This is a genomic window from Chitinophaga rhizophila (genome assembly GCF_019492185.1).
GTDB lineage: Bacteria > Bacteroidota > Bacteroidia > Chitinophagales > Chitinophagaceae > Chitinophaga > Chitinophaga rhizophila.
Map to the genome: position 1 here is coordinate 2,239,402 of NZ_JAICCF010000001.1, position 17,416 is coordinate 2,256,817.

A 17,416-nucleotide genomic window follows, 5' to 3' on the forward strand; every position below is an offset into this window, starting at 1 on the left:
TCAACTATATGCCTTTTACTGAAACAGGGATACCTGATCTGTTAGTATATGAACCACGTGTATTCAACGATAACCGTGGCTATTTTTTTGAAAGTTACAGCGAGAAAACTTTTCAGGAACAAGGCCTGCACCTTCCATTTGTACAGGATAACCAGGCCAGGTCTACATACGGAGTATTGAGAGGATTGCACTATCAACTCGAACCTTATGCACAGACTAAACTGGTAAGAGTGCTCGAAGGTCGGATACTGGACGTAGCAGTGGATATCCGTAAAGGCTCTCCGACCTACGGGAAAGTGTTTACTATAGAACTCACGGCCGAAAATAAGAAGCAACTGCTGGTACCGAAAGGTTTTGCCCACGGGTATTCCGTATTAAGCGAAGCAGCAGAAGTCATGTACAAATGCGATAACTTTTACCACAAAGCCAGTGAAGGCGGTATCATTTACAATGATCCGGCCCTTAACATCGACTGGGGTATTGACCTGGCCGACGCACTGGTGTCAGAAAAAGATATTGTGCTGCCTACACTTGAAAATTGTACGCATAATTTTGTTTTCAATTCAGATAAGTAATGAAAAATATTCTGGTAACCGGCTCCAATGGACAGCTGGGACAAGCAATAAAAAAGGTGGCTGTGGATTATCCGGGGTTTACCTTTATATATACCGACTTCAATGAACTGGATATTACCAGTGAAGATGCTGTGCGTAATTTCTTTGCGCAGCAGGAAATACATGCATGTGTTAACTGCGCGGCCTATACCGCTGTAGATAAAGCAGAGGGTGAAGAAGACCTGGCTTTCAAACTGAACTTTGAGGCTGTGTTAAACCTGGCAACCATCTGTCAGGAGTATAATACGCAACTGGTCCATCTCTCTACTGACTATGTCTTCAATGGCAAACAGAATGTGCCTTATGTAGAAACTGATGATGCAAGTCCGAACAGTATCTATGGCAGCTCTAAACTGCGTGGTGAAGGGGCGGCAATAGGTACAAATCCTGATACCATTATTGTACGTACATCCTGGCTTTATTCCGAGTTTGGTGTCAACTTCGTAAAGCGTATGCGCGAACTGATGCAGGAGAAGGAAAGCCTGAATGTTGTATTTGACCAGGCAGGCACTCCTACCTATGCGGTAGACCTGGCAAAGGCAATTCTGGACATCCTTACCAAGATTTGGGACGTATCAGGTAACTATGGCGGCGTTTATCACTATAGCAATGAGGGAGTTACGAGCTGGTATGACTTTGCATTAGCAGTCCGTGAACTAACCAATGCATCCTGCACAGTGGCTCCTATCACTTCCGATATGTATCCTACGCCTGCTAAAAGGCCTGCTTACAGCGTGCTGAATAAACAGAAGATCAAAGATACATTTGGTATGCAGATACCTCATTGGCGCGAGAGCCTTAAGGTATGTATACAGCAATTATAATAATGTTAGTATAAAAGAGAAGGGCTGCCTCACCTATGAGACAGCCCTTCTCTTTTATATATCAGTTACTTCTTGACTTTTGTAACTTCCATAACACCGGCAGACTTACCGTCTTTATCTGTATTGATTTTGACAACACCAAAGTCGGGCGCAAACCACTCCGTCATATCCATCTGCACCGGTACATTCATAGACATCATTTTCACCGTGAGATTTACCTTACAGGTAATTTTCAGACAATCCCAGGTGCCGCCGGCTGTTGTCACTTTCTCACGGCCGGCCACTTTACGGTCAGTTACTAAGCACTCCAGGTTCATCTCCATGCCTTCAGCGCTACCTGACATTTGTAGAGCGCCGTCAGCCAGTTTCTGACCCTCTTTCATATTTGCCGGGTAACTGAGCAGGGAATTACCATCAGATTCGACCTTCATATCCTTTATAGGAAACATATCCGGCACGAACTTCTTCATATCCATCAGCAGCTCCCCTCCTTTACACTTGCATTGCCCTTTGCCGGAAGAGACGGTAGCCCCTTTATCATTTTTAGTGGTAATAGAAAAGTCTGATACAGTAGATGCACCTTCTTTCTTGACAGACAATACTTTATAAGTATTCTTAACCATCGCTTTGCCCTTAGCATCCAGCACACTCATCTCTACTTCCGCATTATTCTGGAAATAGTAGTAGCTGCTACAGTTCTGGGCAAATAACAGCTTCACAGCTATCAGCAATGAAGCAATAAGAAACAATCTTTTTTTCATATGGTATACTTTACGGAGAACAGCGGTTTTATTCGCAGTTGAATGTACGAATTTCCCATACAATGCACTCGTTCTCCCATATCGTTTAAAATTCTTTTCTTACGTTTGCAAAAATTATCCCAATTAATCATGAACCTGATAGAGGAATTACGTTGGAGAGGTATGGTGCAGGATATAATGCCGGGCACGGAGGAGCAATTACTGAAAGAAATGACTGCTGCATATGTAGGATTTGACCCTACTGCAGACTCTCTACATATAGGCAGCCTGGTACCAATCCTGCTGCTGGTACACTTACAGAAAGCCGGTCACAAACCACTGGCCCTTGTAGGCGGCGCTACCGGTATGGTAGGCGATCCTTCTTTCAAAGCGGAAGAACGTAAGATGCTGGACCTGGAAACCCTTGCACATAACCAACAGGGTATCAAAGCACAGCTGGAAAAGTTCCTGGACTTCGACCCTGCTAAGCCCAATGCCGCTGAAATGGTCAATAACTTTGACTGGTTCAAAAACATATCATTCCTTGACTTCATTCGCGATACCGGTAAACACATCACGGTTAACTATATGATGTCGAAGGATTCTGTAAAGAGAAGACTGGAAGGCGATAGCGGTATGTCTTTTACAGAATTTACCTATCAGCTGATCCAGGGATATGACTTCTTCCATCTTTACACAGAAAAGAACTGCAAGCTTCAAATGGGTGGTTCTGACCAGTGGGGGAACATCGTAACCGGTACAGAACTAATACGCCGTAAGGTAGGTGGTGAAGCATTTGCATTCACCTGCCCACTGCTTAAGAAGGCTGATGGTAGCAAATTCGGTAAATCGGAGCGAGGCAATGTGTGGCTGGACCCTCAAAAAACTTCCCCTTACCTGTTCTACCAGTTCTGGGTGAAAACTACGGACGAAGACGCTAAGAACTATATAAGAATATTCACATTCCTGGGGCAGGAAGAGATCAACGAACTGATTGCTGCACATGAGCAGGACCCAGGAAAACGGCAGTTACAGAAAAGGCTCGCCGAAGAGCTGACCCGTTTCGTACACGGACAGAAAGAACTGGACTTTGCGCTAAAAGCATCTGACCTCCTGTTCCGCAACGATACCGCTGATGTACTCCAGTCATTGACCGAGTCCCAGCTGCTCGAGATCATGGACGGGGTTCCTCAGGTAGAAGTAGCGGCCGCTGACCTGGAAGCGGGGAAAGATATACTGTCTTTCCTGGCAGAAACGAATATCCTTCCTAGTAAAGGAGAAGCCCGTAAAATGATTCAGAATAATGGTATCAGTATTAATAAGGTGAAAGTCAGTGGAATAGATGCTATTCTCGATAAAAGCCTGTTGCTAAATGACAAATATCTGCTGGTACAAAGAGGTAAAAATAATTATTACCTGGCTATCGTCAAGTAATGCACCTAATACAAAGAGGGCTGTCGTAAAATACAATACGTCAGCCCTCTTTTGTTATTATTATAGCCATTATTCTATATCCAATTCTCCATGCTCGCCTTCCTTATAGCGAGTACCCCTAATAATAGACGTCAGCATATTAAAGAAAATAACCATTTTGCTGGAAGAATTATCCCAAAACCAGGCTTGCTTGGTATCTACCTTTAACAAACAAATCCGGGGATCGTCGATGCCTTCGGGGAACCAGACATCTACAGCTGGCGTCCACAACTGTTTCATTTTTTCACGGTCGAGCACGATCGAACCAATACCGAAAATATTAAGATAGGTGTTGTGACCTGGATGAGAATAGATAAGATTCAGCTCATTATTCTCCGAAATCTGGGTCACTTTACCGGAATATTCATTGGAAAAAAACCATACGTTCCCGTCTTTATCTACATCTACTGTGGCCATGGGCCTTGATATAACGTGGCCATGCTCGTCTATCGTTGTAAACATGCATACCCGCACATCGTTAATTAGGTCAGATACCTTTTTAATAGCCTCTTCTCTTTTGAGGATTGTTGCCATCTATTAATGTGTTTGTATGAAACAATAAAAATTCATGCCATGATAAAAATGAGAAAGGCCCGGGGTTGTTAGTACAACACCGGGCCTCTGATTGAATATAAGTTTTGGCTATTTCAGTCCGTACTTATATTTATAACGCTCATATAACTGTTTGTGTTTATTATCCAGGTTTACTTCTCTTCCCTGAATAAAAGCCTGTGTTACGACACTGCTACGCATATCCAGCAGATCGCCGGTACTGATAGTAATATTCGCATCTTTACCAGTTTCCAGTGACCCGGTTGTTTTATCGATACCTAATATTTTAGCGGCATTCAATGTTACCGCCGCTAGTGCCTCCTCTTTGGAAAGCCCGTAAGTACTGGCTGTTCCTGCTTCAAATGGCAGATTACGCTGCTGCCAGAAGCCCTCATTACTCAGACAAAAGAGTACTCCTGCCTGTTGCAGCTGAGCTGCTGTCTTATAGGGCTGGTCTATGTCATCATCCTGCATAACTGGCAGGCTATGAGGCTGTGCCAATACAACTGCAATATTCGCCTGCTTCAGTACATCGGCAATCATCCAGGCGTCAGCGCCGCCAGCTATTACCACTTCTATATCAAACTCTTTTGCAAAGTCAACTGCCACCAGCATTTCCTTCACAAGATTACAGTGAATGAACAACTTCTGCTGTTTTTCAAAGATGTTCCGTACTGCTTCAAACTTCAGATTTACAGCACTGTGTTTGTTGTCCTGAAAATATGCCTTTGCCTCACGCAGAAATGCACGCACTTTATTGGTCTTTTCTGCAAATTCTTCACTTTTGTCTTTTGTTGCCGGGAAACGGCCAGGTGAAGCAGGTGATGGCAATAAACTTGGCATATAAAAGTGGATAGCGCCATCTGTTTTGTAAGCGGCATCTTCCCAATTCCAGGCATCCAACTGCACTACGGAAGACGAACCAGGGATCATCCCACCTTCTGGTGTAACCTGTGCCAGAAGAATACCATTTGAGCGCAGGGTGTTAATCACTTTTGAATCCGTATTATAAGCTACCAGTGAACGTACGGAAGGATTAATTTCTCCCACTTCACTGAAGTCGTTAGTAGAACGGACCGCTTCCACCTCTGTCAGACCCAGGGTGGTCAGCGGAGCAATTACTCCGGGATAAACATGTTTACCCTGGAGGTCAATCACATTAACGTCTGCTGCCGGCGCAGGAAGATTACTGCCTACAGCGGTGATCTTTCCATTGACAAACGAGAGTGAACCTTTCTCAATCACCTGTCCATTACCCACATGAATAGTGGCGTTGGTCAGGTATACAGGCTTAGACTGCGGCGGGGCAGGATATATAGTTTCCTGTGCCATTACGGCTGAGCAGGAAAATGCTGTGATGTATGTTAATAAACTACGTTTCATGTTGTTTGATTGATGCGTGCAACGATTATAATTCATTCGTTCCGTCGGTCAGGCGCTGCTGGTGACCAGCCTGCAGATCTTCACAATGGTACATTTCCTCCCTGGAAGCTGCTGCTTTCTGTGTTGGTGTTCCTTTTTTCTTCTCACCCAGCATTTTCAGCACCAGGCGGTTACGCTCATTACTGATACGCTGACGAAGCTCCAGATCTCTGGCTCTGTCAAAGTATACAATACCGTCAACAAGTGTTTTCTCAGCCTTTGCATAGATACTTAATGGATTATCACTCCATAGTACCAAGTCGGCATCTTTACCTGTTTTTATACTGCCGGTACGATCTGCTACATGCAGCAATTTAGCCGGATTGAGCGTCACCAGTTTGAGGGCTTCTTCTTCCGTCATATCTCCATATTTTATGCTTTTTGCCGCTTCCTGGTTTAGCCTGCGGGCCATTTCAGCATCATCTGAGTTAATTGCCACATTCACACCTACGCGTTGCATAATTGTAGCATTGTAGGGTATAGCATCCTGTACTTCCATTTTATATGCCCACCAGTCTGCAAAAGTACCAGCGCCTGCGCCATGATCTTTCATCTTATCCGCTACTTTATAGCCTTCCAGAATATGAGTGAAGGTATTTACCTTGAAACGGAAGGTATCTGCTACGTGCATAAGCATATTGATCTCACTCTGTACGTAAGAGTGGCAGGTAATGAAACGCTTACTATTTAGGATTTCTACTAAAGCATCCAGCTCAAGATCGCGGCGTTTGCCTGCTCCTTCTTTCTCATAGTCGCGTGCACGCGTAAATGCATCTTTTAATACCTGTTCAACCCCCATACGCGTTTGTGGGAATCGTTCACGCTGACGCTCACCCCAGTTAGCCTGCTTTACGTTTTCGCCCAATGCAAATTTGATGAACGGATCTGAACCGGCGAACTTCAAGGCCTCTGCATCAGCGCCCCAACGTAGTTTTATCAGCTGGCTTTGTCCTCCTATTGTATTAGCCGAACCGTGTAGCAGATGAGACGCTGTTACTCCACCACTCAGCTGCCTGTATATGTTCACGTCATCAGGATTTACTACGTCTGCAATACGTACTTCTGAAGTAACTGACTGTGTTCCTTCATTTACTCCTTTGGAGATAGCAATATGTGAGTGCTCGTCAATGATACCTGCTGTTAGGTGTTTTCCTGTGCCATCAATTACCTGGGCACTTCCTGCTGAGAGGTTTTTACCAATCTGAGCAATCTTACCGTTCCTGATAAGAACATCTGTATTTTCCAGTTTGCCTTCCTGCTCATTTGTCCACACGGTGGCATTTTTAATCAGAACGTCCTGCTGTTTAGGCATTGTCTCCCAGCCATAGCCATTAAACGGATAATACAGCCTACCTGGTTGCGGTACTGCTTTAGGTTTTGATGTATCCTGCTTTGCATATGCAGTATTAAATACAGCATTCCATTTCACCCATTTTCCGGCAGTATCCAATCCGGTTCCATTCCATTCTGTTGTACCAGCAATACCGCTCAGGCGCAATTGTGCTCCACCTTTTTTCAGTGGGAAAGCGATTTTAACCAGCTTATCATTTATAGCAACAGTACCTGCTACTGTATCCTGCTGAATGAGAGAAAGGCTTGGCGTTGCAGGTGTACCTTTCAGCAACAGCGTGTACTTCTGGTTACCTGGGGTAATGGTCAGGGTATAAGTACCACGAATATCCTTCCACCCTTCTTCTTTAATTGTATACTTTTTGCCCTGTACCCAGTTCTGGAACAATACGGTTTGTTCATTGAAAATAGTTCCGGAGGTTACAAGGAAATTAGCCAGCTTTCCTGCTTCCAGAGAGCCTACCAGATCTTCTGCTTTGATGATACGTGCAGGAGCAAGCGTCAGTGCTTCCAGTGCCTTCTGCTCGCTCAGGCCATGTTCTATAGATTTCCTCACTGCAGCCAAGAACTGTTTCAGATCTTTCAAACCGGAGGCTGTCAGGCAAAATGGAATATTAGCTTTCTCAAAAGCAGCTGCTTCTGTCGGAGCCAGTTCCCAGTGCTTCATATCACTGAGCGCTACAAAACGTGCATCATTGGGATCTTCTACATCTATCGGCTGCGGGAAGTTCAAAGGCAGGATGAAAGAAGCCTTGGTAGCCACCATTTCCGGAATACGCTGATATTCATTACCACTTGCCCTGATAATATACTGTACACCAAATTCGTCACCGATTTTATCAGCGCGGAGTGCATCCCATTTGTCCTGTACGTCAAATATCTGCGGTAAGGCGCGGTTTTCATTCCAGGACTGCAGGGTCAGGTTGGTCCCCTCCTTTGCCGGACGGGACTGGTACCATTGTGCATCCAGGAATGTCTGACGTAACAATGCAATACTACCCATCAGGGAACCAGGATAATTCTGTGAGGAACTGCCCTTATCAAATGAATAATAGGCACCTGCTTTCTCTCTGATCATCACCTTATTCTCTCTATCATCTGCCAGCGATACCAGCGCTCCTGTACCGCGTGCTATACCATCCTGCTGATGGGTAAGTACGGTACCGAAACCGGCATTTCTTAATGATTCGGCAGTAGTTCCGTCAACCTGGAATACACTAGCTGCATTCACCTCACTTTTGATTGCCTGGTTCCAGCCATATGCACCTTTTGTAGCAGAAAGGAACTGTGGTTCTCCTCTATAACCACCTGCAGCTTTCTTCACTGGCTGCGTACCATAATCACTATAAATATCCACGAACGAAGGATAGATATACTTACCCTCACAGTCAATTACTACTGCATCTTTAGGCGCGGGGCTATTACCCACGCTTACAATACGTCCATTACGGATCACCAGGGTGGCATTAGTAAGCACATTCCCTGCACTCTTTACAATAGTCGCTTTTACAAAAGCATAACATCCCTCTCTGGGATCGGCAATACCGTTCACAGGAAATGTCTCCTGTGCAGATGCATACGACCCCGCTAAAAGGCCGCTTAGCAATAGGCACAGGCGGGATAGCCGCTTACGCGGCGAGAAAAAACTACTCATTGGTTTGTGTTTGACAATTTAGATTTTGGGTTCATAGACTCCTGACAATCAGAAGGGTTGCCTATACAGCATTATCCCCCTGAGCCCTAAAAGTAACAAATGATTAATGTGGTGTCTGCATCTTTCAGCAGATTTTTGATGACTGGTAGTAATATTGTGCTAATTCCCTATATTTATCAGGGAGAAAAACCTGTTTTACATCAAAAGCAATATGATCCACTTTAGTTGGCTATCAGCCTGCTTTTTGCTTACAATAAACAGTGATATAATGGAGCCTGTTATTGCCAGAAAAATAGGATTTATTACGGTTCAACGCGATGATAAAATGAGTGATAAAGCTGACCAGCGGCTATATATTTTCTAACAACAAGAGCAAGACATTCTCGCAGCTAGTACGGATATTATGCTAAGCCAGAAAATGTTCAATTGAAATATATAGCTTTCCAGGAAAGGCAAGGGTCACTAAGCGAAAGCACTGCATAAAGCAAGAAGCAGGTATTTCGTACTGGTATTGACTGCAGGCCGGTATAAGAAATATATGATTGGAAGCTAATGTAGCATGAACAAAGAGAAGCCAGAATGGACAAAAAGCAGGAAAGAAGGAATGCCCATTATTCTGGTCTATTAATATAGAAACGACATAAGGATGCTGGTCAGCATCCTTATGTTTTTAATATAGTGATCATGAGCAGAGCAGATGCAATTTTAATATTTAAAGCCGCTGTAGCTGCTGTACAGCCAGCTAGTCTGATGCAGCAGCATATACATGTACAAAGTAATGTATTAACGGTATGTGAACAGCAGTTCCAGCTCTCTCCTGCTACTACAGTATGGATATTTGGTGCAGGAAAAGCAGCCGCGTCCATGGCGCATGCCGTTGAACAGATCCTGGAAACATTACCTCTCAAAGGCCTGGTTATTACCAAGTACGGGCATGCATTGCCGTTACGCCAAGTTAAAGTTGCGGAAGCAGATCATCCCCTGCCGGATGAAGATGGGGTAAAGGCTACTACACAACTGATTGCGCAGCTGCAAACGGTGCAACCGGACGATGTTGTACTCTTCCTGCTGTCAGGAGGCGCTTCTGCCCTGCTGGCTGACTATCCCGCAGGCGCTGATCTGCTACAGACACAGGAAGTATTCTCTCTTCTGCTAAAAAGCGGAGCCGATATCTATGAAATGAATACTGTACGCAAACATCTCTCAGCAGTCAAAGGCGGACAACTGGCATTGCTCGCAAATACGACGGCCTGGTGTACGCTTATACTCAGCGATGTTGTAGGCGATGATCTGTCTGTCATTGGTTCCGGCCCTACAGTGGCAGACCCTTCAACATTTAACGAGGCCATACATATTCTGGACAAATATCACCTAACTGATAAGTTACCTCCTGCCATTTATCAACACTTACGACAAGGGAGTATTGGTAAGATAGCTGAAACGCCTAAACCCGGGCATCCAGGCCTTCAGCATGTGCATAACTTTTTAATAGGTAGTAATCAGATTGCACTGAAAGCTGCACAAATTACTGCCAATCAGTTAGGATATGATACGCAAATACTTACAACAACAGCAACTGGATCTGTTACCAGTCTTGCTAACTATTTAATCAGTACTGCCCAGGAATGGGAAGGTAAAAAACCCGCTTGCCTACTTATGGGTGGAGAGAGTACCGTAACAGTTACTGGCAGTGGAAAAGGAGGTCGAAACCAGCAACTGGCACTGGAAGCAGGCATTTTGCTACATAAGCTTCCTGGTATACTATTATTGAGTGCGGGTACTGATGGTACCGATGGACCAACAGATGCTGCAGGTGCATTTGCTGACCAGGACCTGATGCTGCATGCCACCGCTGAAGGACTGAATGCTACTGCCTTTCTGCAGCAACACGATGCCTACCATTTCTTTGAAAAAGCAGGCGGATTAGTTAAAACCGGGCCTACACAGACGAATGTAATGGATATCATGCTTGTAATCATTTACTGAAGCTTTGGTTGTTCCGATCATATTTTCTTAGGTTTGCAAAAATTCTACAGGGACAGGATGATCATAAACCATTGGAGTACACGCTTTTCTAGTATAAAAAAGGTAAAAGGCCATACTATTAACCCTGTAGCATGAAAAGAATCATTTATTACTAAATCATTAATTATTTTCGGAAGTCCTATTTTTGGGGCTTAAACCTTTATATGCGTATGCTAAGAATGGAACAGACATGGCGCTGGTTTGGACCAAATGATCCGGTTAGCCTGGCTGATATCAAACAAGCCGGAGCTACAGGCATTGTAACGGCTTTACACCATGTTCCGAACGGCGAGATATGGACAGTTGAAGAGATACAAAAACGAAAGGAAATCATCGAAGCTGCTGGCCTTACGTGGTCGGTAGTAGAAAGTGTACCTGTTCATGAAGATATTAAAACACAGAGTGGCAGATTTATAGAGTATATCCAACATTACCAGCAAACCCTGCGTAACCTGGCTCAATGCGGTATTTATATAGTGACCTACAACTTTATGCCTGTACTGGACTGGACAAGGACTGACCTGGCATATACTGTTGCTGACGGCTCAAAGGCCCTGCGCTTTGAAAAAGCCGCCTTCCTGGCTTTCGACCTGTTCATGTTACAGCGCCCGGGTGCAGAGAACGATTATGATCCTGCGGAAATATCCATGGCTAAGGAACATTTCGATAGTATGACTGATGCAGAAAAAACACTGCTGCAAAAGAATATTATTGCCGGACTTCCAGGCTCTGAAGAGAGCTTTACATTAGAAAAATTCCAGGCTGCACTGGATAAATATAAAGGTATTGATGCTACTCAGCTCAAACTGCACCTCTTCTATTTCCTGCAGCAAATAGCGCCTGTTGCAGAAGAAGTAGGCGTAAAACTTGCTATCCATCCAGATGATCCTCCTTTCCCTATTCTGGGTCTTCCAAGGATCGTCAGCACAGAACAGGATGCAAGAGAGTTGCTGGCAGCCGCTCCTTACGCCTCCAATGGTCTCTGCTTCTGTACAGGCTCTTACGGCGTACGTCCTGACAATGACCTGCCAGGAATGGTAGAGCGGATGGGAGAACATATTCATTTTATACACCTCAGAAGTACCCAACGCGACAGTATTGGCAACTTCCATGAGGCTAATCACCTGGAAGGTGATGTGGATATGTACGCTGTGGTGAAAGCTATCCTGTCTGTGATGCATAAACGGAATACCTCTATTCCCATGCGCCCTGATCATGGGCACCAGATGCTGGACGATCTCCACAAAACAACAAATCCCGGCTACAGCGCCATAGGCCGCTTACGCGGACTTGCTGAACTCCGGGGACTTGAACTCGGCATTGCCCGCTCAATTTCCAACAGATGAAAGTCCACACCTGCAGCCTACTGGCAGCTTTATAAGGTTGGGATTAGAAACGAAAAAGTAAGCAGCTGGATTCAAGAACGCTGATCATTTATTAAGTAGCTCCAAAAAAACAATTCATATGAACAGTTCACTGGATGAGCAGTTAGAGCAACATCTGGCGCAACGGCAACATAGCCTGATCAGGATGTTAGGCTTGTTGAAAAAAGATATGGACTGTAGGATCATGCAAAAACTACAGCAAAAAGGTTATAATAACTTTAAGCTGGGAGATCTTGTGCTGATCGTGAATATTGAACCGGAAGGGACCATCAATAATGAACTGGCAAGAAAAGCCCGTATCACCAAACAGGCAATGAGCAAAGTAGTGAAGAACCTGGAAGCAGGAGGCTTCATTCATACCTGCAAACATGCCAGCGATGCCCGTGCTGCGGTTATATCACTTACAGATGAAGGCAAAAAGCTCATCATCTGCGCTGCAGAAAGTTTTGAGGAAATACAAGAAGAATATACTCACATCGTCGGGGCCGAAGATGCCGTATCTCTGAAACGAGTCTTAAGTAAACTGGTCTTCAGTTTACACCCGCAGTGCTGATCAATATTTCCATTTACCACATGCCTGTTCCCGATTCTGGAAAAATCAGGAACAGGCATTGTTGTTTTCGATCACACCCGCCCTTCCCCTATGCCATATGGGGAAAAATATTGAGCAGCCTGCTATACTCTCCTCTCTCCAATGTTCAAAAATGATTTACACATTGCAATTATAACAATACAATGTAAACTCATATATAAAATGCCTCTATAATACGCCCGGCGCAGATTCCGGCACACGCATTGTATTAATATTTTTGTCTATTGACCAGTGATTTAATACTTTTAATATCAAGTAGCACACGTAGCAACTTATGGTTTCCAGCCGGATTATAAATAATGACGATGAATATATCGATGGTTTGCTAGACAGCTCCCCTGCAATTGTTGACGCTATTTACAAACGCTATGCGCGTAAAGTAAAGCACATGGTTACAGGTTGGGGCGGCAACATCAAAGAAGCCGCGAATGTATTTGAAGAAGTGATCATGGCCATCTATGACTATGCGCATCTTCATAAACTGAATCTTACCAATCGATTTGAGCCCTTCTTCCTTTATGCCTGCCAGCTGAAATGGAAACAGGACCTCATGCAGAAATCGCCTAATAAAGCAATGTCCTTCCATCCACAGGCACCAGCTCCTGGCCTGGATGAACAACATATAAAGTATATCGAAGCCGCACTCGCCGCTCCACATACCCGGCAGGGTACTGATAATACCCGCGGCGAACTGGAAGAAATGATTGCTGATCAACGCGAACGCTGGTTCCATACAAAAGATGGCCCTCACAGCAACGTCAGTATATATGTAATTATCACAGCAATTATTGGCGCTGGTCTCGCAGCCCTCCTCTTCATCAGCCCATGGCATAAAGATATCTACCGCCAGTTTTCCGGGACGGAGATGGTACATGCTAACCACGTGGCTTCAGAACAGGATACAGCATTACTCATGCATCAGGCAGCGGTGGCCTTCAATCATGGTCATTTCAATAAAGCAATCGGTTTGCTCGATCAGGTAATAGTCAGGGACTCCTTGCATACTTCTGCCCGTTACTACAGGGGAGTCAGCCTGGTAGACGAGGGTAAATTGATGGAAGCGCGTACTGATCTCAATAAAGTCTTCAATAGCCGCTCCATTTATCGCTATGACGCCGCCTTCTACATGGCATTAAGCTACATCCGCGAAGATGATAAGCAACAATGCCTGGAATGGATACTTAAAATACCGGAAAATTCAACCGTGTACTGGAAAGCAGCCCGCCTGAAGGAAGAACTGAACTACTAGTTCAGGTGTATCATATGCTTGCTGAAGTGAATAATACTCTCTACTTCACCTTTAATCAGCTCGTAGATCTGTACTTTATCTTTTTTGATCATAATGAGCTGTTGCAGAACAAGATAGTAGGTTTCTCCGCCGTGCCCGCTCATCTGGGCTCTCAGGATTTCTTTTTTTACTTCTTCAAAACCAACAGCACCGAGCTTTTGGTAGATTACATTGAGTTCTTCAATCCATTTCATAGGTTATGTGTTTTTGCATAGGCATATAAATATATTCATAATACAATTAATAAACAAGGAGTTGGCAATATTTTTTTTATTGCCCCCGGATACAATTTCCTCCCCTCGCTTTCGTCTACATCTATGCAAAGCGAATCACTTATGTCCGCACCCGCTCCTTTTATCACTTCTTATCAGCTGGCTGACTTTTCTCCCGCAGATATTCCATTTATGGTCGATGCCGTAACACCGGCTGACGCCAGGCATACACACCTGAAAGCTACTCACCGCCACTCCTACTTCATGCTGGCAATATGCATCGAAGGTGAAAGCAGCCATATGGTAGACTTCATGCAAATTGATCTGAAAGCCGGAGAGATGATGCTAATCATTCCCGGACAAGTACATCAGCCACTCGAATACAATTCAAACAAAGGCTACATTACTGCATTCAACGCCGATTTCCTGGTAGATCATCATGCAACTTTACCCATACATCCGTCAGGACCGGTTAAGCTGTCAGACAAAGACTTTTTGCAGGCTGATATCATTATGACCCAGCTGCTAATGGAATACAAACAGCAGGCTCCACAATATGTGGCAATGCTACAACACTATCTTGCTCTACTACTCACATTGTTCTTCCGGCATGCCCCTACACATAATGAATCAGGGCACCCTCTATTGTCAAAATACCGAGCATTACTGGCTGCTCATTTCCTCGAATGGACTAAACCTTCGCAATATGCCAAGGCAATGCATGTATCTGTAGATCATCTGAACGAAGTGATTAAACAACATACCGGTCAGACCGTCTCGGCACATATTAATGAGAGAAGACTGCTCGAAGCCAAACGCCTGCTGCTCCACGCCAAAGAAAGTATTAAGGAAATTGCCTGGAGCCTCCAGTTCAATGAACTATCCTACTTCAATCGCTTCTTCAAACAACATACGGGTATTACTCCGGCAGTATTCAGAGAAAAATCCCGGGAAAAGTATGTATCTGCCCCGGAATAGTATAATCTCTGCCGCTACACACCCAACTACTTTTGCTATATGTCATACCTGAAAGATAAAGCCCAGGCCTTCTTCATGGCCAGGTTGGGCAAAACAGCACACGTCATCAATACTGCATATATTACTGATCACCTGTTGGCTGTCAGACTACGCCTTCCCGACGCACTTAAATGGCGAAGCTGCCAGCACCTGAAATTTGAAGTAGCAAAGTTGCACTACCGTGACTATACCATTGCTTCCTGGAACGCTGCCAAGCTTGAAGCAACCTTACTCATAGACACTGGCCATGAAGGGGCAGGCAGTAACTGGGCACGCCAGCTGCAACCCGGAGATACTACCTTATATGCTGGTCCCGGTGGAGGGTTTCACCAGCCTACCGCGGCATCTCACCTCGTCTGTATCGGAGATGCCAGTGCAATAGGCCACTTCTCTTCTCTCCATCAACGAAAAGCAGCAGAACAGCAATTCAATGCGCTTATCTGCCATCACCAGTCACTCCCCGCTACTATACTGGATATGCCTGTCCACTCAATACTCAACGATACTACTGCTGTTACCGAATGGCTGAATCAGCACAAACTGCCTATGGGAGATGTTACTTTTTATGTAGCCGGACAAATCAGACTGGTTGTACAAACGCGTAAACTATTAAAGCAACTAGGTGCAAAACAGGTAAAACCTGCCGGCTTCTGGGAGTAACTTACTGCCAATAATAAAAGAGCGGATGTATCATACTGATACACCCGCTCCTGTAAATTTCTTATTACTAAACAAATCAGTTGTAGCCCTCATTCTGCTCAAGACTACCACCACTCAGATCTATCTGACGCTGTGGTATAGGAAACACCTTATTGCGCTCATTAAAAGTCTTCCCATGTGCAGTAAAAGCTGCTGCTGCTCTGCCGGGAGATAATTCATCCTGCCTGATCAGATCAAAGAACCTGTCATGTTCCATGGCCAGCTCCACTCTTCTTTCATGCCAGATATCTTCCCTGGTAACAGTCGTTACCGGTCCTAGTCCCGCACGTGGATGCAGCTGTGTAATATCGCCTGCTGCTGTACCACCGTTTCCGAGTGCCAATGCTGCTTCTGCATGTATCAGTAATACCTCCCCGTAACGAAGTATACGCAGATTCTTAGGTAAACGGCCCCTGTTGCCACAGTTCGCCTCAGCTATCTGGCTATGATAGGATTTATAGTTATACCGGTCATTCTCCACACTGTCCCTACCCGGTATACGGAAACCGTCCCAAAGGAAAGTACCGGTTGGCTGTATGGTGATAATGGTAGCGGCGCGACGCAGATCACCGTCCTCAAACTCATCTACAAGGCTTTGTGAAGGAGTGCCGAATCCCCAGCCCAGATCTGCCCATCCAAATCTGCCACCGGCACGTGGTGCCTGCGACTCTGCATAGTTGGCAATTGCCGCTTCACAGGCTGCATTCTGACCTGTCTGTACTTCAAACAATGATTCGCGGCTATTAGCGCCTGACTCTCTCCAGATATCAAAATAATTATCCAGCAATCCGTAGCTACCCAGCTGCTGTGTAATAATGGAGTCAGTCAGATTGTAAGCCCGCTGCCAGTTCTGACGATACAGCATCACCTTGGCCAGCATTCCTGCGGCGGCAGCCTTACTCGCTCTGCCGGCAGCTGCATTAGGTTGCCCTTTTGCAGCTACATTTGCCAGGGCATATTCCAGATCTTCGATGATAAACGCATAGATCTCATCTTTACTGGCTTTGGTCTGGAACTCAGCACTACTTGCTTCCTGTGGAGTAAGCACCCTATCTATCTTAGGCACCCCTCCAAAGAAGCGTACCAGATCAAAATAAAAATATGCCCGCAGGAACCGTACCTCACCCATCAGCTGATTCTTCAATGTCTCATCCAACGTACTACCTTCCAGTGAAGACAATGCCTGATTAGCTCTTGCCACTCCAAGGTAAAAGGTACTCCAGATGCTATTCAGTGTATTCACAGATGCATCGGCTGTAAGATTATCCAATGCACCGGAATTAGGCATATCATCACCGGCATTACTGCCTTTGTCAGCATCATCAGAAGCGATATTGGTCATCTGCACAAATGAAAATCCGTGCATATTTCCCTCCCACATGGTATTATAGACACCAATCACCAGTTTCTGCGCAGTCGCAGGATCAAGCGCAGATGCTTCCTGGTCCAGCTGCCCCTGAGGCTTTACATCCAGGTAGTTATTACAGGATGTGATACCTGTAAATAGCAATACTATCAGGCAGCACAATAGTTTTTTATGTTTACGTATGAAATTCATGGCCTTTCCGT

15 protein-coding genes are annotated in these 17,416 nt (G+C 45.0%); 9 read left to right on the forward strand and 6 right to left on the reverse strand.

All coding sequences use genetic code 11. From position 1 onward, the window contains the following. Positions 1-8 precede the first annotated feature (8 nt). Both rfbC and rfbD read left to right on the forward strand, forming a co-directional pair. Positions 9-575, forward strand: a complete 567-nt coding sequence (rfbC, locus tag K1Y79_RS08625; protein ID WP_220249572.1) for a dTDP-4-dehydrorhamnose 3,5-epimerase — start codon at positions 9-11, stop codon at positions 573-575. Further along, positions 575-1,438 carry a dTDP-4-dehydrorhamnose reductase gene (rfbD, locus tag K1Y79_RS08630; protein WP_220249573.1) on the forward strand — a complete coding sequence of 288 codons (864 nt, stop codon included), beginning with the start codon at positions 575-577 and terminating at the stop codon, positions 1,436-1,438. The genes rfbC and rfbD overlap by 1 nt, the downstream gene beginning before the upstream one ends. A 65-nt stretch (positions 1,439-1,503) precedes the next feature. Here the strand turns inward: rfbD and K1Y79_RS08635 are convergent, their stop codons facing one another. Further along, positions 1,504-2,199 (reverse strand): DUF3108 domain-containing protein, encoded by a 696-nt coding sequence (locus K1Y79_RS08635; protein ID WP_220249574.1) that lies wholly within the window; start codon positions 2,197-2,199, stop codon positions 1,504-1,506. A 129-nt stretch (positions 2,200-2,328) separates the two neighbouring features. On the opposite strand from K1Y79_RS08635, the gene tyrS reads away from it, so the two are divergent. Then, a complete protein-coding gene (tyrS, locus tag K1Y79_RS08640; RefSeq protein WP_220249575.1) occupies positions 2,329-3,612 on the forward strand; it encodes a tyrosine--tRNA ligase in 1,284 nt (427 codons plus the stop codon). A gap of 69 nt (positions 3,613-3,681) precedes the next feature. Here tyrS and K1Y79_RS08645 read toward each other — a convergent pair whose 3' ends face one another. From K1Y79_RS08645 to K1Y79_RS08655, 3 genes are all read right to left on the reverse strand, one after another. Further along, a complete protein-coding gene (locus tag K1Y79_RS08645; protein WP_220249576.1) occupies positions 3,682-4,185 on the reverse strand; it encodes a pyridoxamine 5'-phosphate oxidase family protein in 504 nt (167 codons plus the stop codon). A 108-nt stretch (positions 4,186-4,293) separates the two neighbouring features. Next, entirely contained in the window at positions 4,294-5,586 is a 1,293-nt protein-coding gene (locus K1Y79_RS08650) for an amidohydrolase family protein (protein WP_220249577.1), read from the reverse strand. Between the two features lie 25 nt (positions 5,587-5,611). Next, positions 5,612-8,629 (reverse strand): amidohydrolase family protein, encoded by a 3,018-nt coding sequence (locus K1Y79_RS08655; protein WP_220249578.1) that lies wholly within the window; start codon positions 8,627-8,629, stop codon positions 5,612-5,614. A gap of 684 nt (positions 8,630-9,313) precedes the next feature. Here K1Y79_RS08655 and K1Y79_RS08660 point away from each other — a divergent pair. The 4 genes from K1Y79_RS08660 (at position 9,314) to K1Y79_RS08675 (ending at position 13,880) form a co-directional block, all read left to right on the forward strand. Continuing rightward, a complete protein-coding gene (locus tag K1Y79_RS08660; protein WP_220249579.1) occupies positions 9,314-10,615 on the forward strand; it encodes a glycerate kinase type-2 family protein in 1,302 nt (433 codons plus the stop codon). A 203-nt stretch (positions 10,616-10,818) separates the two neighbouring features. Then, positions 10,819-12,000, forward strand: coding sequence for a mannonate dehydratase (uxuA, locus tag K1Y79_RS08665; protein ID WP_220249580.1), 1,182 nt, complete (start codon positions 10,819-10,821; stop codon positions 11,998-12,000). Positions 12,001-12,118: 118 nt separating this feature from the next. Then, complete coding sequence (locus K1Y79_RS08670; RefSeq protein WP_220249581.1) at positions 12,119-12,592, forward strand: MarR family winged helix-turn-helix transcriptional regulator; 474 nt, start codon at positions 12,119-12,121, stop codon at positions 12,590-12,592. Between the two features lie 361 nt (positions 12,593-12,953). Continuing rightward, the gene (locus tag K1Y79_RS08675) at positions 12,954-13,880 is read left to right on the forward strand and encodes a tetratricopeptide repeat protein (RefSeq protein ID WP_220249582.1); all 927 of its coding nucleotides are present in this window, start codon (positions 12,954-12,956) and stop codon (positions 13,878-13,880) included. On the opposite strand, the gene K1Y79_RS08680 is transcribed toward K1Y79_RS08675, so the two are convergent. Further along, a complete protein-coding gene (locus K1Y79_RS08680) occupies positions 13,877-14,113 on the reverse strand; it encodes a hypothetical protein (protein WP_089809602.1) in 237 nt (78 codons plus the stop codon). The genes K1Y79_RS08675 and K1Y79_RS08680 overlap by 4 nt on opposite strands. Positions 14,114-14,254: 141 nt before the next feature. Between K1Y79_RS08680 and K1Y79_RS08685 the strand changes: the two genes are divergently transcribed. Then, complete coding sequence (locus K1Y79_RS08685; RefSeq protein WP_220249583.1) at positions 14,255-15,109, forward strand: helix-turn-helix transcriptional regulator; 855 nt, start codon at positions 14,255-14,257, stop codon at positions 15,107-15,109. Between the two features lie 39 nt (positions 15,110-15,148). After that, a complete protein-coding gene (locus tag K1Y79_RS08690; RefSeq protein ID WP_220249584.1) occupies positions 15,149-15,808 on the forward strand; it encodes a siderophore-interacting protein in 660 nt (219 codons plus the stop codon). 76 nt (positions 15,809-15,884) lie between these two features. Here the strand turns inward: K1Y79_RS08690 and K1Y79_RS08695 are convergent, their stop codons facing one another. Next, the gene (locus K1Y79_RS08695) at positions 15,885-17,405 is read right to left on the reverse strand and encodes a RagB/SusD family nutrient uptake outer membrane protein (protein ID WP_220249585.1); all 1,521 of its coding nucleotides are present in this window, start codon (positions 17,403-17,405) and stop codon (positions 15,885-15,887) included. Positions 17,406-17,416: the final 11 nt, after the last annotated feature.

What these genes read in the sequence shown, in the direction of transcription:
- uxuA (WP_220249580.1), top strand. Translation starts at nt 10,819, where the DNA reads ATGCGTATGCTAAGAATGGAACAGACATGGCGCTGGTTTGGACCAAAT.
- K1Y79_RS08635 (WP_220249574.1), bottom strand. Translation starts at nt 2,199, where the DNA reads ATGAAAAAAAGATTGTTTCTTATTGCTTCATTGCTGATAGCTGTGAAG.
- K1Y79_RS08655 (WP_220249578.1), bottom strand. Translation starts at nt 8,629, where the DNA reads ATGAGTAGTTTTTTCTCGCCGCGTAAGCGGCTATCCCGCCTGTGCCTA.
- K1Y79_RS08680 (WP_089809602.1), bottom strand. Translation starts at nt 14,113, where the DNA reads ATGAAATGGATTGAAGAACTCAATGTAATCTACCAAAAGCTCGGTGCT.
- K1Y79_RS08690 (WP_220249584.1), top strand. Translation starts at nt 15,149, where the DNA reads ATGTCATACCTGAAAGATAAAGCCCAGGCCTTCTTCATGGCCAGGTTG.
- K1Y79_RS08645 (WP_220249576.1), bottom strand. Translation starts at nt 4,185, where the DNA reads ATGGCAACAATCCTCAAAAGAGAAGAGGCTATTAAAAAGGTATCTGAC.
- K1Y79_RS08660 (WP_220249579.1), top strand. Translation starts at nt 9,314, where the DNA reads ATGAGCAGAGCAGATGCAATTTTAATATTTAAAGCCGCTGTAGCTGCT.
- K1Y79_RS08670 (WP_220249581.1), top strand. Translation starts at nt 12,119, where the DNA reads ATGAACAGTTCACTGGATGAGCAGTTAGAGCAACATCTGGCGCAACGG.
- tyrS (WP_220249575.1), top strand. Translation starts at nt 2,329, where the DNA reads ATGAACCTGATAGAGGAATTACGTTGGAGAGGTATGGTGCAGGATATA.
- K1Y79_RS08685 (WP_220249583.1), top strand. Translation starts at nt 14,255, where the DNA reads ATGTCCGCACCCGCTCCTTTTATCACTTCTTATCAGCTGGCTGACTTT.
- rfbC (WP_220249572.1), top strand. Translation starts at nt 9, where the DNA reads ATGCCTTTTACTGAAACAGGGATACCTGATCTGTTAGTATATGAACCA.
- K1Y79_RS08650 (WP_220249577.1), bottom strand. Translation starts at nt 5,586, where the DNA reads ATGAAACGTAGTTTATTAACATACATCACAGCATTTTCCTGCTCAGCC.
- K1Y79_RS08695 (WP_220249585.1), bottom strand. Translation starts at nt 17,405, where the DNA reads ATGAATTTCATACGTAAACATAAAAAACTATTGTGCTGCCTGATAGTA.
- rfbD (WP_220249573.1), top strand. Translation starts at nt 575, where the DNA reads ATGAAAAATATTCTGGTAACCGGCTCCAATGGACAGCTGGGACAAGCA.